Source organism: Pseudomonas sp. LAMO17WK12:I5, assembly GCF_900215165.1.
In the GTDB taxonomy this organism is placed as follows: Bacteria; Pseudomonadota; Gammaproteobacteria; order Pseudomonadales; family Pseudomonadaceae; genus Aquipseudomonas; species Aquipseudomonas putida_A.
On record NZ_OBDS01000016.1, the window covers coordinates 15,916 to 29,489 of the forward strand.

Sequence of the window (13,574 nt, forward strand, 5' to 3'; positions counted from 1 at the left end):
TCAGGAAAACTCACAGATACCATGAGCCACGACCTTCCCCCGTTGAACGCCTTGCGCGCGTTCGAAGCCACAGCCCGGCTGAACAGCGTCAGCCAGGCGGCCGAACAGCTGCACGTCACTCATGGTGCAGTCAGCCGTCAGCTCAAAGTGCTCGAAGAGCATCTGGGCGTGAGCCTGTTCGTCAAGGATGGTCGCGGCTTGAAACTCACAGATGCCGGTGTTCGTTTGCGAGATGCCAGCGGTGAGGCCTTTGATCGGTTGCGCAGTGTGTGTGCCGAGCTGACGCAAAACACCGCTGATGCGCCGTTCGTGCTCGGCTGCTCCGGCAGTCTGTTGGCGCGCTGGTTCATCCCACGCCTGGGGCGGCTCAACGCCGATCTGCCGGACTTGCGTCTGCACTTGTCAGCCGGTGAAGGTGATCTCGACCCGCGGCGCCCTGGACTCGATGCGTTGCTGTTGTTCGCCGAGCCGCCATGGCCGGCAGACATGCAGGTCTACGAACTGGCCGCAGAACGCATCGGCCCGGTGATGAGCCCGCTGTTCAGTGGCTACCAACGCCTGCAAGCGGCGCCGGCGTCAGCCTTGCTCAGCGAGCCGCTGCTGCACACCACATCGCGCCCGCAAGCCTGGCCGAGTTGGGCACAGCAAAATCACCTCGACGCCAAGGCGTTGAAGTTGGGGCAAGGTTTTGAGCATTTGTATTATCTGCTGGAAGCCGCAGTGGCCGGACTCGGCGTGGCAATCGCGCCAGAGCCGCTGGTGGCCGAAGACTTGAAGGCCGGTCGCCTGGTTGCGCCGTGGGGCTTTTGCGAAACCCCGGCGCAACTGGCGTTGTGGCTACCCAAGCGCGCCGCAGATGGACGCGCCCGGCAACTGGCGCAGTGGCTCAAGAACGAGCTGCGCCAGACGGATCACTCGCCGCGCTTGAACAGCAAATAAGCGGCGAGCAGACCGATTGCACCGACCGCCACACCGGCGGTGGTCCAAGGGTGTTCCTGAGCGTAATCGCGGGTGGCGATGCCGGTCTCGCGGGTTTTCACTTTGACTTCTTCATAGGCATCGCTGAGCAGGCTGCGTGAATGTTTCAGCGCGCTTTCGGCGTTGCTTTTGAGCGCCTTCAGGGTCTTGCGCGACTCGTCGGATGCGTCGTCCTTCAGGCTTTCCAACGATTTGAGCAGACTCTCGATCTCGGCTTCCATGCTTTGCAACGAGGCTTTACGTAAAGAGGTGTTGGCCATGGTGGCTCTCCTGCATTGGTGATGAGTGGCGTGTGTTGGTTGGGACTTCAGCGGTTTGAGAAAGTGCAGAAAATCTGAACTTCGCTTGCATTGAGCCGCCGAAATCAACAGTGCAGATTCACTGCTAGTCTCAAATCCACACATCCAGGAGATCGCCATGAGTGACCATCACACGTACAAGAAAGTCGAGCTGGTCGGCTCGTCCACCAGCAGCATCGAAGACGCCATCAACAATGCGCTGGCTGAAGCGAACAAGAGCATCAAACATCTGGAATGGTTTGAAGTGGTCGAGACCCGTGGCCACATCAAGGACGGCAAGGCTGCGCATTTCCAGGTAACCCTCAAAGTCGGCTTCCGCATTGCCAGCAGCTGAGTTTGGGCTACGCTTCTGAACTTGCGCGCTGGCCGAGTGCCATAGGAATGGCAAAGCGCTACAAGGTGAGTGCATCGGGAGACCTGATGCCCGCCTCTTTTAATCCGACCAGGGAGTGCGACCGATGAAGAAGTTCATATTGGCAGTAGGTTTGTTGAGCCTTGCGGGTGGCGCGTTTGCTGCTGGCAAGCCTTGTGAAGAGCTGAAAGGCGAGATTGCAGCGAAGCTGGATGCCAAGGGCGTTGCAGGGTATTCGCTGGAGGTTGTCGACAAGGGAGCCAATGGCGGAAAAGTTGTGGGCACCTGTGAAGGCGGCACCAAGGAAATCGTCTACAAACGCGGGTGATCGCGATTGAAATGCAAAAGCCGACGCGAAGGCGTCGGCTTTTTTGTGGGCCACTGGTTCCCAATGTGGGAGCGGGCTTGCTCGCGAAAGCGTTATGTCAGCCGACCTCCAGGGTGTCTGACACTCCGTCTTCGCGAGCAAGCCCGCTCCCACAGAAGCCGTATTCCAGAGTCAGCCCTTCATGACTTGCGCCAGCAACTCATAGGAATGCAGGCGATCGGCGTGCTCATAGAGGTCGCAGGTGAAAATCAGCTCATCGGCCTGGGTCTGCTCGACCAGCACCTCCAGCTTCGCACGGATCTTCTGCGGGCTGCCGACCATCGCCAGACCGAGGAAATCTCCCACCGCCTCGCGCTCATGGGGCAGCCAAAGGCCGTCCATGGTTTTCACCGGCGGACGTTGCACCAGACTCTGCCCACGCATCAGCGCGAGAATTCGCTGGTACACCGAGGTCGCCAGGTAGTCGGCCTGCTCATCGGTATCGGCCGCCACCAACGGCACCCCGAGCATCACGTACGGTTTATCGAGCACTGCCGACGGCTTAAAGTGGTTGCGGTAGACGCGAATCGCCTCGTGCATGAAGCGCGGGGCGAAGTGCGAGGCGAAGGCGTAGGGCAACCCGCGCTCACCGGCCAGTTGCGCACTGAACAGGCTGGAACCGAGCAACCAGATCGGCACATTGGTGCCGGTGCCGGGCATGGCGATCACCCGCTGATCCGGGGTGCGCGGGCCGAGGAAGCGCGCCAGCTCGGCGACATCTTCCGGGAAATCATCGGCACTGCCGGAGCGTTCGCGGCGCAGGGCGCGGGCGGTCATCTGGTCGGAGCCGGGCGCACGGCCCAGACCCAGATCGATGCGTCCCGGATAGAGGCTTTCGAGAGTACCAAACTGCTCGGCGATCACCAGCGGCGCATGATTGGGCAGCATCACCCCGCCGGAGCCGACGCGAATCGTCGAGGTGCCACCGGCCAGATACCCCAGCAGCACCGACGTGGCGGAGCTGGCGATGCCGTCCATGTTGTGGTGTTCGGCGACCCAGAAACGGGTGTAGCCAAGCTTCTCGACATGCTGTGCCAGATCCAGCGAGTTGCGCAGCGATTGCGCCGGGCTGCCGTTCTCGCGCACCGGCACCAGGTCGAGGGTGGAAAACTTTACGTCGGACAGTTGCTTCATAAACCTGCGTCTCCGAATGAGGAGGCAGGTTTTTCTTGCGAACGAAAACCTGCCCAATCCATAAGCGTGTTTTATGCAATGAGGGCATATACCCGAGTTTCAATAGCCGCGATGAAATTTCCTACTAAAAAAGTCAACGATTCAGCCGGGCTGAACTTTGTCCCGACGTCTATCCTCAGAAGCCTTGCAAGTAAAAACCACGACGGCGCGGCGTTCCGCGCCAGATCTTGAGGAGGCAGACATGGCTATCGTGAAGAAAGCATCCGCACATTGGGCAGGCGATCTGAAAACCGGCATCGGCTCGATCTCCACTGAAACCGGTGTCCTCAGAGAAGCCCCCTACGGCTTCAAGGCACGCTTCGAGGGCGGCAAGGGCACCAACCCGGAAGAACTGATCGGCGCGGCGCATGCCGGCTGTTTTTCCATGGCGTTCTCGATGATTCTCGGTGATGCGGGCCTGAAGGCCGAGAGCATCGACACCCAGGCTGAAGTGACCTTGGATCAGGTCGAGGGTGGCTTTGCCATCACCGCGATCAAGTTGATCCTCAAGGCGAAAATCCCGGGCGCTACTCAGGCGCAGTTCGAGGAACTGAGCAACAAGGCCAAGGAAGGGTGCCCGGTGTCCAAGGTACTGAATGCGAAGATTACCCTTGAGGCTTCGCTGGTTAGCTGAATCAGCGCTGACTGACCCACTCGCGAGCAGGCTCGCTCCCACATTGGAATGCACTTCAAATGTGGGAGCGAGCCTGCTCGCGAATGTAATCCACAAATCAGCGCAGTTATTGAAGATGTGAGCGAAGTCAGAACCTGCCCCGCAAAAATATGGTCGAATAAGTGACAGCAGCTTCAGCGCACGCCCGTGCGCGCTGCATCAGGGAGCTTCATCTATGAAACGTATTGGCTTGGCGATTCTTTGCAGTGCACTGGCCACAACGGTTCTCGCCGCACCGAAAGACTGCGAAGAATTGAAGAAAGAGATCGAAGTAAAGATCCAGGCGAATGCAGTGCCGTCTTACACACTGGAAATTGTCAGCAAGGAAGAGGCCGACAAGCACGACGTGGCGATGGTTGTCGGCACCTGCGAAAACGGCACAAAAGCGATCGTCTACCAGAAAAACGACATCTGACAGTCCGCTCAAGGCACGCAGTTGATCTGGCGTTCTTCGGCAACTATCTGCCCTTGGCGATTGATCAACCGAGCACTCGGCGTGAACGCCAGCGACCGGGCTTCAAGTCGGTAACGTTGCCCGGCTTCGAAATGATCGTAGCGCACGGTCATGTAACACAGGCGTTCCTGCGGGTCGGTGTCCAAGCCCTGGCTGCCACCGAAGATCTCGAAATCGAAGCGCACCGTCAGCTCATGACTGCCCGGCGCGACCTGGAAAAAGCGCCCGTCCCGCAGGCGCACGTTGTCCAGCCGTTCAGCCATCAGCACCTTACCGCCGGGTGTCGGCATCGAAAAGTCGACCCAGGCCTTGCCGGGATCGGCTGCCGGCATCGGGCTCTGGCAGCCAGCAAGCAGACTTGCAGCGAGCAACAACGTCAACCTGTGCATGATCAATGTCCCGTGATTTGGACATCCAGCATAATCCCGATCAGGTTTTCTGGCAGCCTGCGGGTGTGCCCTGCCCTACGACTTTGCGCTGTTCATCATAAAGCCTGGCCCACGGCCGAAAACCGATGCTGCCGGCTTGCAACTGATAGCGCTGACCGGCGTTGAAGTCCTTGAATTTCACCTTCAACTGACAATCGCGCCACAGCGGTTCGGCGTCGGGGCCGATGTTGGTGGCTTCGACCGGAAACTGATAACGCACCTTCAACTCATGGCTGCCGGGCTGCACTTCGAAATAACGTTTGTCGACAGTTGCCTTGTCATCGACTTTCAGCGCTTGCAACGCCGTGTCCTGTTGCCGGGCATCGAGATCAATCCAGGCTTGCGAGGGGTCAGGATCGGGCATTCCGAATCCGGCACAACCGGCCAGCGTCAGCAGGCCTCCTGTCAGCAACAACATGCGCATAGCGAAGCTCCAAATGGCGGGATAGTCTTGCGGGCAGACTTTCCAAAGGATTTTTATTTTGAGCAGGCCGCTTCCAAGCCATGGGTTACTTGATCGCGTTTTTCGGATTTTGTTTCCGGGGGTGATGTTTTTGTTGCTCAACGGTTGTTCCAGCGTCAGCTATTACAGCCAGTTGGCCAGCGGTCAGTTGCAGTTGTTGCGCGCGCGTGAGCCGGTGGCCAAGGTGATTGCCGACCCAAGCCGCGATGCAACCCTGCGCACGCACCTGACCCAGTCGCAAAAGGCCCGGGACTTCGCCAGCGAACAGCTGCACCTGCCGGACAACCTGAGCTATCGGCTGTATGCCGATATTGGCCGGCCGTATGTGGTGTGGAACGTGTTCGCCACCCCGGAGTTTTCTCTGACCCCGCAGAACCATTGCTTCCCGATCGCCGGTTGCGTGGCCTATCGCGGCTACTACAGCCAGAGCGCCGCGCGCGGCGAAGCGGCGATTCAGCGCCTGCAAGGCATGGACGTGGCGATTGGCGGCGTCGAGGCCTATTCGACCCTCGGCTGGTTCAATGACCCGATCCTCAATTCGATGATGGGCTGGGGCGATGAGCGCCTGGCCACGCTGATCTTTCATGAACTGGCGCATCAGCGCTTCTATGTGAAAGACGACACCGAGTTCAATGAGTCCTTTGCCACGTTTGTCGAGCAGGAAGGCACCCGCCAGTGGCGGGCGTTTCGTGGCCTGCCGCCGGACACCGATGCCAGGCTCAAGCAGCGCGATCAGTTCATCGAACTGGTGCTCGAAACGCGCTCGCGCCTGGAAAAACTCTACGCTCAGCCGCTGCCGGCCGAGCAGATGCGCGAGCGTAAAGCAGCGCAATTCGAGCGATTTCGGCGCGATTACCGGGTGACGCGCGACAGCCAGTGGGCCGGGGACAAGCGCTATGACGCGTGGGTGAATATGCCGCTGAACAATGCGCGGTTGTTGCCGTTTGGCCTGTATGACCAGTGGGTGCCGGCGTTTGCGGCACTGTTCAGGCAGGTTGGGGGGGATTGGGTGCGGTTTTATGTTGAGGTTGAGAAGCTGGGCGGGCTACCTGTCGCGGAGCGTAAGGCGGCACTAAGAGCGCTGGCAGAATCCTGATTTCGCATTGGCTGAACTGGCCTCTTCGCGAGCAGGCTCGCTCCCACATTGAAGCGGGGTGCAACAAAAATCCCCCGTGGGAGCGAGCCTGCTCGCGAAAGCAATTTCATCAGCGCCGCAAAAATGCCTGATGCAACTCAGCCAAAGTCTCAAAGTGATAAGCCGGCGCTTCGGCACTCAACTCTTCAAAACTGCCAAACCCATAGCCCACTGCCGCCGCGTCCACGCCGTTGCTGCGCGCGCCGATCAGATCATGCTTGCGGTCGCCGATCATCAGCGTATTGGCCGGATCCAGCCCTTCTTCGGCGATCAGGTGCGCAATCAGCTCGACCTTGTTGGTCCGCGTGCCATCCAGCTCACTGCCGTAGATCACCTTGAAGTGTTTGGCGAAGTCGAAGTGCCGGGCGATTTCCCGGGCGAACTCCCAAGGTTTGGAGGTCGCGATATACAGCTGTCGCCCCTGGCCGCTCAGGGTTTCCAGCAACGGCGTGACGCCGTCGAACACACGGTTCTCGTACAGGCCGGTGACCTTGAAGCGCTCACGATAGAAATTCACCGCCTCCCAGGCCTTGGCCTCGTCGAAGCCATAAAACTGCATGAACGCCTGCAACAGCGGCGGGCCGATGAAGTGTTCGAGTTTGCTCAGGTCCGGCTCGTCGATGCCGAGTTTGCTCAAAGCGAACTGGATGGAACGGGTGATGCCCTCACGCGGGTCAGTCAGGGTGCCATCGAGGTCGAACAGTACGGTCTGGTAATGCATGAGAAATCCTGAGCAGGTGTAAGTCGTTTCAGAGCTGGTCGTAGCCTTCGGCCAGATGCAGGTCCTTGAGCTTCACGTAGTTCGCCGCGCTGTAGGTGAAGAAGGCTTGTTCCTTGTCGGTCAGCGGGCGGATCTGCTTCACCGGGCTGCCCACGTAGAGGAAGCCACTTTGCAGGCGCTTGCCCGGCGGCACCAGGCTGCCGGCGCCGATGATCACATCGTCCTCGACCACCGCGCCGTCCATGACGATGCTGCCCATGCCGATCAGCACACGACTGCCAACGCTGCAGCCATGCAGCATGACCTTGTGGGCGATGGTCACGTCATCGCCGATCAGCAGCGGAAAGCCGTCCGGGTTGAATGGCCCGGCGTGGGTGATGTGCAGCACGCAGCCGTCCTGCACGCTGGTGCGCGCGCCGATACGGATGCGGTGCATGTCGCCACGGATCACGGTCAGCGGCCACACGGAGCTGTCTTCGCCGATTTCGACGTCGCCGATCACCACCGCGGAGGCGTCGACAAACGCGCCTTGACCGAGCTGCGGGGTGTGATTCTGGTACTTGCGAACGGGCACGATAAGTTCTCTCTCTGTCGCCGATAGCTGCGGTGAGTGTCGATTGTAATTAAGATGGGCGCATGTTTCTTCCAGCCAAGGTGCCAACCGTGAGCGTGAACAACCCTCTTCTGCAGTCCTACGACCTGCCGCCGTTCTCCACGATCCGTGCCGAACACGTGCTGCCAGCCATCGAAACCATCCTGGCCGACAACCGCGCCGCCATCGCCGAAATCCTCAAGACCCAGGTTCAAAACCCGACCTGGGCCGGCCTGGTACTGGCGATGGACGAACTCAACGATCGCCTCGGCGCTGCCTGGAGCCCGGTCAGCCACCTCAATGCCGTGTGCAACAGCGCCGAACTGCGCGAAGCCTACGAGTCGTGCCTGCCGGCCCTGAGCGCCTACTCCACCGAGATGGGCCAGAACCGCGAGCTGTTCCAGGCCTATGAAGCGCTGGCCAACAGCCCGGAAGCCGCCGGTTTCGACGTTGCGCAAAAAACCATTCTGGAACACGCCCTGCGCGATTTCCGTCTGTCGGGTATCGACCTGCCGGAAGCCGAACAGAAGCGTTACGCCGAAGTGCAGAGCAAACTGTCCGAGCTGGGCAGCCGCTTCTCCAACCAACTGCTCGACGCCACACAAGCCTGGACCAAGCACGTCACTGAGGAGGCTGCCCTCGCCGGCCTGACTGATTCGGCCAAGGCGCAAATGGCTGCCGCCGCGCAGGCCAAAGGTCTCGATGGCTGGCTGATCACCCTGGAATTCCCGAGCTACTACGCGGTGATGACCTACGCCCAGGATCGCGCGCTGCGTGAAGAAGTCTATGCCGCCTACTGCACCCGTGCGTCGGACCAAGGCCCGAACGCCGGGCAGAACGACAACGGCCCGGTGATGGAAGAGATCCTCGACCTGCGTCAGGAGCTGGCAAAACTCTTGGGTTTCACCAGTTTCTCCGAGCTGAGCCTGGCCACGAAAATGGCCGAGTCCAGCGATCAGGTGCTGAGCTTCCTGCGCGACCTGGCCAAGCGCAGCAAGCCGTTCGCCGCGCAGGATCTGCAGCAGCTGCGCGCCTACGCCGCCGAACAGGGCTGCGCCGATCTGCAAAGCTGGGACAGCGGTTTCTATGGGGAAAAACTCCGCGAGCAACGCTACAGCGTCGCTCAGGAAACCCTGCGTGCGTACTTCCCGATCGATAAAGTTCTCAGCGGTCTGTTCGCTATCGTCCAGCGTCTGTACGGCATCGAAATCGCCGAGCTGAAAGGCTTCGACACCTGGCACCCGGACGTGCGCCTGTTCGAAATCAAGGAAAACGGCCAGCACGTCGGGCGCTTCTTCTTCGACCTCTACGCCCGCGCCAACAAGCGTGGCGGTGCGTGGATGGACGGCGCCCGCGACCGTCGTCGCACAATCGATGGCGTGCTGCAAAGCCCGGTCGCCAACCTGGTGTGCAACTTCACCCCGGCCGACAGCGGCAAGCCTGCGCTGCTGACCCACGATGAAGTGACCACCCTGTTCCACGAATTCGGTCACGGCCTGCATCACCTGCTGACCCGCATTGATCACGCCGGTGTTTCCGGGATCAACGGCGTGGCGTGGGATGCGGTCGAGCTGCCGAGCCAGTTCATGGAAAACTGGTGCTGGGAGCCGGAAGGCCTGGCGCTGATTTCCGGTCATTACGAAACCGGCGAGCCGCTACCGCAAGACCTGCTGGAGAAAATGCTCGCGGCGAAGAACTTCCAGTCCGGCCTGATGATGGTGCGGCAGCTGGAATTCTCGCTGTTCGACTTCGAACTGCACGCCACTCACGGTGACGGCCGCAGCGTGGCGCAAGTGCTGGAAGGCGTGCGCGACGAGGTGTCGGTGATGCGTCCACCGGCGTACAACCGCTTCCCCAACAGCTTCGCGCACATCTTCGCCGGCGGTTACGCCGCGGGTTACTACAGCTACAAGTGGGCGGAAGTGCTGTCAGCCGATGCCTTCTCCAGGTTCGAAGAAGACGGCGTGCTCAACGCCGAGACCGGGCGCGCCTTCCGCGAAGCGATTCTGGCGCGCGGTGGCTCACAGGCACCGATGGTGCTGTTCGTCGACTTCCGTGGCCGTGAGCCATCGATTGACGCACTCTTGCGTCATAGCGGCCTGAGTGAGGACGCAGCAGCATGAGTGAGGCACCTGTGATTACCAAGAAGCGCTTTATCGCCGGGGCTGTCTGCCCGGCGTGCAGCGAGCCGGACAAACTGATGATGTGGAACGAGGACAGCGTGCCGCACCGTGAGTGTGTGGCCTGCGGTTACTCGGATACATTGAACGAGCAAGGGCTGTCGGTTCCCAAGGAACTGGGCACGCGGGTCAATACCAGCGCGCTCAAGCCGGCGCCGGACAAGACTGTCCAGGCCGTGCAGTTCTTTCCGAATCCGAAGCTGAAGAAAAAGTCCGAAGACTGAGCCGGCAAATAACCCTCCACGGTGCAATGCCGTGGAGGGTGCGGCTTACTTTAGGTTGACTGACTGGAACCAGCTCTTCATCGAGCAAGTGGCAAAGGCACTGGTGCTGCAGTCGCCGTTGGCCAGCGCGGTGCGCAGCTTGTCGACATCGGCCTGCATCACGTAGCGGACGCCATCCTTGAAATGGCCGCTTTCACCAAAACCGCCCTGCGTCATTTCATTCAGCGCGTCTTCCTTGCTCCAGCCCTGCACCACGATCCGGTACATCGCCGCCATCAGGCCGGTGCGGTCGGAGCCATGTTTGCAATGCATCAGCACCGGGCCATTGGCTTCGGCAGCCTGAATCGCGCGCAGCGTCTTGAGTACATCGGCGTCATCGACATGGTTGGTGCGATAAGGCAGTTGCACTTGATTGATGCCCGGCTCCGACAGCCAGCTGCTGTCAGCTTCCGGCAGGAAGTTGATCACCGTCGCCACTTTCAGGTTCTTCAGCAACGGCACTGCGCCGCCATCCGGCAAGGCGCTGCGGTAGAGGGTTGGCGACATCTGGAACAGGTTGTACTGCACTTCAACCGGTTGCGCCCATTCAGGGGGACGCGATGTTGCAGCGGCGTCAGCCTGGGCCGGCATCAAGTGCAACAAGGCAACAAGCGACAAACACAAAGCAAGGAAAAGGCGCACTCGAGACATGCTGGGCTGACCGTATCGGAATTCATCAATGAAAGGCCTCGCAGCTTCCACGTCTGACGGTCAAAGCCCTGTGAGGCACTTGTCAAAGAATTGTGAATCCGTGCGATTTCATTGAGCACTCAGGTAAAAAAACCGCAGCTTTTTCCGCTGAATCGGTTCAACCCGATGCATAGCCTGCTACCATTTGTCACACGATGTTGCAGGCGTCCCCCTTTTCCCGGTCAACCACCGGGCCACGCCGCGACGAAAAAATGCTCACGCCGTTCGCAGAAACGGCGGACAACCATCAATGCCTGATGAGGTGCACCCCCATGTCTGACGCAGATCGAGACAACCCGCGGCGTGAGTTCTTGCGCAAATCCCTGACCCTGATTCCCGTGGTCACCCTCGCCGGTAGCGGTCTGGGCAGCAGCGTGTTGCAAGCGGCGCCTGAAGCGGCCCCGTCGACGCCCGCAGCAACACCGGCCAAAGCTGACGCCAGCGCTTATCAGCCGAGCTATTTCACCGCCGAGGAATGGGCCTTCATCAACGCCGCCGTGGCGCACCTGATCCCCAACGACGAGCAAGGCCCGGGTGCCCTGGAAGCCGGCGTGCCGGAATACATCGACCGCCAGATGAACACCCCGTACGCGGCCGGTGCCCTTTGGTACATGCAAGGCCCGTTCAACGCCGACGCTGCGCCGGAGATGGGCTGGCAGAGCAAACTGGTGCCAAAAGAGATCTATCGCTTGGGCATCGCTGCCACGGATCAGTGGGCAAAATCCCTCAACGGTAAAACATTTGCTGAGCAAGACAGCGCTACCCGAGAAGATTTGCTCAAGCAGCTCGAAGCCGGCAAACCGCAGTTCGATGCGGTTCCAGCGAAGATTTTCTTCAGCCTGCTGCTGCAAAACACCAAGGAAGGGTTCTTCTGCGACCCGATCCACGGCGGCAATAAAGGCATGGTCGGCTGGACCATGATCGGCTTCCCCGGCGCCCGCGCCGATTTCATGGATTGGGTGGAACGCAACGAGCAATACCCCTTCCCGGCAGTTTCGATTCGCGGCGAGAGGGCTTGAGCATGGCAACCGTAATGAAAAAGGTCGACGCAGTGATCGTCGGTTTTGGCTGGACTGGCGCGATCATGGCCAAGGAGCTGACCGAAGCCGGGCTCAACGTGCTGGCGCTGGAGCGCGGGCCGATGCAGGACACTTACCCCGACGGCAACTATCCACAGGTGATCGACGAACTCACCTACAGCGTGCGGAAAAAACTCTTTCAGGACATCTCGAAAGAAACCGTCACCATCCGCCACAGCGTCAACGACATCGCCCTGCCGAATCGCCAGTTGGGTGCGTTCCTGCCGGGCAATGGCGTCGGCGGCGCCGGTCTGCACTGGTCGGGCGTGCACTTTCGCGTCGATCCGATCGAGCTACGCATGCGCAGCCACTACGAAGAGCGTTACGGCAAAAGTTTTATCCCCAAGGACATGACCATCCAGGACTTCGGCGTCAGCTATGAAGAGCTGGAGCCGTTCTTCGATTTCGCCGAAAAGGTCTTCGGCACCTCCGGCCAGGCCTGGACCGTGAAGGGCCAACTGGTCGGTCAGGGCAAGGGCGGTAACCCTTACGCACCGGATCGCTCCAATCCGTTCCCGCTGCAAGCGCAGAAGAACACCGTTTCCGCACAACTGTTCGGCAAAGCGGCGACAGAAGTTGGTTACAAACCCTACAACCTGCCGTCGGCAAATACTTCAGGCCCGTACACCAATCCCTACGGCGCGCAGATGGGCCCGTGCAACTTCTGCGGGTTCTGCAGCGGTTACGTTTGCTACATGTACTCCAAGGCCTCGCCGAACGTAAACATTCTGCCGGCGCTCAAGCCCCTGCCGAATTTCGAGCTGCGGCCCAACTCGCATGTGCTGCGGGTCAACCTCGACAGCACCAAGTCCAAGGCCACCGGCGTGACGTACATCGACGGCCAGGGCCGCGAGATCGAGCAACCGGCGGATCTGGTGATCCTCGGCGCCTTCCAGCTGCACAACGTGCGCCTGATGCTGCTCTCGGGCATCGGCAAGCCGTACGACCCGATCAGCGGCGAAGGCGTGGTCGGGCGTAACTTCGCCTACCAGAACATGGCGACCATCAAGGCGTTCTTCGACAAGGACACCCACACCAACAACTTCATCGGTGCCGGCGGCAACGGTGTGGCGCTGGATGATTTCAACGCCGACAACTTCGACCACGGCCCGCATGGCTTCGTCGGCGGCTCGCCAATGTGGGTCAACCAGGCGGGCAGCCGCCCGATTGCCGGCACCTCAAACCCACCCGGCACTCCGGCCTGGGGCAGCCAGTGGAAACGCGCGACCGCCGATTACTACACCCACCAGGTGTCGATGGATGCCCACGGCGCGCATCAGTCCTACCGTGGCAACTACCTCGATCTGGATCCGGTGTACCGCGATGCCTACGGCTTGCCGCTGCTGCGTATGACCTTCGACTGGCAGGAAAACGACATCAAAATGAACCGCTTCATGGTCGAGAAAATGGGCAAGGTCGCTCAAGCCATGGGCCCGAAAGCCATCGCGGTGATCGGCAAGCAGGTCGGTGATCATTTCAACACCGCGGCCTACCAGACCACCCACCTCAACGGTGGCGCAATCATGGGCACCGATCCGAAGAAGAGTGCCCTGAACCGTTATCTGCAGAGCTGGGACGTGCACAACGTGTTCGTGCCAGGTGCGTCGGCATTCCCGCAAGGCTTGGGTTACAACCCGACCGGGCTGGTGGCGGCGTTGACCTACTGGTCGGCCAAGGCGATCCGCGAGCAGTACCTGAAAAACCCCGGCCCGCTGGTTCAGGCATAA

General features: G+C 60.3%; 17 protein-coding genes. 10 read left to right on the forward strand and 7 right to left on the reverse strand.

Annotated features, from left to right (window positions below):
- Positions 1-21: 21 nt before the first annotated feature.
- Positions 22-939, forward strand: a complete 918-nt coding sequence (locus CRO59_RS25405) for a LysR family transcriptional regulator (protein WP_096797305.1) — start codon at positions 22-24, stop codon at positions 937-939.
- On the opposite strand, the gene CRO59_RS25410 is transcribed toward CRO59_RS25405, so the two are convergent.
- Positions 912-1,238 carry a YqjD family protein gene (locus CRO59_RS25410; RefSeq protein WP_003220391.1) on the reverse strand — a complete coding sequence of 109 codons (327 nt, stop codon included), beginning with the start codon at positions 1,236-1,238 and terminating at the stop codon, positions 912-914. The two genes, CRO59_RS25405 and CRO59_RS25410, sit on opposite strands and share 28 nt — an antisense overlap.
- A gap of 157 nt (positions 1,239-1,395) precedes the next feature.
- Here CRO59_RS25410 and CRO59_RS25415 point away from each other — a divergent pair, with 157 nt between their 5' ends.
- Together CRO59_RS25415 and CRO59_RS25420 are read left to right on the forward strand one after the other, a co-directional pair.
- Entirely contained in the window at positions 1,396-1,611 is a 216-nt protein-coding gene (locus CRO59_RS25415) for a dodecin (protein WP_027610201.1), read from the forward strand.
- A gap of 124 nt (positions 1,612-1,735) precedes the next feature.
- Entirely contained in the window at positions 1,736-1,957 is a 222-nt protein-coding gene (locus tag CRO59_RS25420) for a DUF1161 domain-containing protein (RefSeq protein WP_027610202.1), read from the forward strand.
- Between the two features lie 171 nt (positions 1,958-2,128).
- On the opposite strand, the gene CRO59_RS25425 is transcribed toward CRO59_RS25420, so the two are convergent.
- A complete protein-coding gene (locus tag CRO59_RS25425) occupies positions 2,129-3,130 on the reverse strand; it encodes an LLM class flavin-dependent oxidoreductase (RefSeq protein ID WP_027610203.1) in 1,002 nt (333 codons plus the stop codon).
- Between the two features lie 241 nt (positions 3,131-3,371).
- On the opposite strand from CRO59_RS25425, the gene CRO59_RS25430 reads away from it, so the two are divergent.
- Both CRO59_RS25430 and CRO59_RS25435 read left to right on the forward strand, forming a co-directional pair.
- Positions 3,372-3,803 (forward strand): OsmC family protein, encoded by a 432-nt coding sequence (locus CRO59_RS25430; protein ID WP_007962818.1) that lies wholly within the window; start codon positions 3,372-3,374, stop codon positions 3,801-3,803.
- Between the two features lie 214 nt (positions 3,804-4,017).
- A complete protein-coding gene (locus CRO59_RS25435; RefSeq protein WP_027610205.1) occupies positions 4,018-4,257 on the forward strand; it encodes a DUF1161 domain-containing protein in 240 nt (79 codons plus the stop codon).
- Positions 4,258-4,265: 8 nt separating this feature from the next.
- Here CRO59_RS25435 and CRO59_RS25440 read toward each other — a convergent pair whose 3' ends face one another.
- A complete protein-coding gene (locus tag CRO59_RS25440) occupies positions 4,266-4,685 on the reverse strand; it encodes a hypothetical protein (protein ID WP_027610206.1) in 420 nt (139 codons plus the stop codon).
- A gap of 40 nt (positions 4,686-4,725) precedes the next feature.
- Positions 4,726-5,148, reverse strand: coding sequence for a hypothetical protein (locus tag CRO59_RS25445; RefSeq protein WP_027610207.1), 423 nt, complete (start codon positions 5,146-5,148; stop codon positions 4,726-4,728).
- A 58-nt stretch (positions 5,149-5,206) separates the two neighbouring features.
- On the opposite strand from CRO59_RS25445, the gene CRO59_RS25450 reads away from it, so the two are divergent.
- Entirely contained in the window at positions 5,207-6,283 is a 1,077-nt protein-coding gene (locus CRO59_RS25450) for an aminopeptidase (RefSeq protein WP_097090189.1), read from the forward strand.
- Positions 6,284-6,392: 109 nt separating this feature from the next.
- Here the strand turns inward: CRO59_RS25450 and CRO59_RS25455 are convergent, their stop codons facing one another.
- Together CRO59_RS25455 and CRO59_RS25460 are read right to left on the reverse strand one after the other, a co-directional pair.
- Positions 6,393-7,043, reverse strand: coding sequence for an HAD family hydrolase (locus tag CRO59_RS25455; RefSeq protein ID WP_041074751.1), 651 nt, complete (start codon positions 7,041-7,043; stop codon positions 6,393-6,395).
- Positions 7,044-7,071: 28 nt separating this feature from the next.
- Positions 7,072-7,617 carry a gamma carbonic anhydrase family protein gene (locus tag CRO59_RS25460; protein WP_097090190.1) on the reverse strand — a complete coding sequence of 182 codons (546 nt, stop codon included), beginning with the start codon at positions 7,615-7,617 and terminating at the stop codon, positions 7,072-7,074.
- Between the two features lie 62 nt (positions 7,618-7,679).
- Between CRO59_RS25460 and prlC the strand changes: the two genes are divergently transcribed.
- Entirely contained in the window at positions 7,680-9,758 is a 2,079-nt protein-coding gene (gene prlC, locus CRO59_RS25465) for an oligopeptidase A (RefSeq protein WP_177409061.1), read from the forward strand.
- Positions 9,755-10,039 (forward strand): YheV family putative zinc ribbon protein, encoded by a 285-nt coding sequence (locus CRO59_RS25470; protein WP_007962808.1) that lies wholly within the window; start codon positions 9,755-9,757, stop codon positions 10,037-10,039. The genes prlC and CRO59_RS25470 overlap by 4 nt, the downstream gene beginning before the upstream one ends.
- Before the next feature lie 45 nt (positions 10,040-10,084).
- On the opposite strand, the gene CRO59_RS25475 is transcribed toward CRO59_RS25470, so the two are convergent.
- Positions 10,085-10,729 carry a dual specificity protein phosphatase family protein gene (locus CRO59_RS25475; protein ID WP_096797308.1) on the reverse strand — a complete coding sequence of 215 codons (645 nt, stop codon included), beginning with the start codon at positions 10,727-10,729 and terminating at the stop codon, positions 10,085-10,087.
- A 311-nt stretch (positions 10,730-11,040) separates the two neighbouring features.
- Between CRO59_RS25475 and CRO59_RS25480 the strand changes: the two genes are divergently transcribed.
- Both CRO59_RS25480 and CRO59_RS25485 read left to right on the forward strand, forming a co-directional pair.
- Complete coding sequence (locus CRO59_RS25480) at positions 11,041-11,787, forward strand: gluconate 2-dehydrogenase subunit 3 family protein (RefSeq protein ID WP_027610213.1); 747 nt, start codon at positions 11,041-11,043, stop codon at positions 11,785-11,787.
- 2 nt (positions 11,788-11,789) lie between these two features.
- Entirely contained in the window at positions 11,790-13,574 is a 1,785-nt protein-coding gene (locus CRO59_RS25485) for a GMC family oxidoreductase (protein ID WP_096797309.1), read from the forward strand.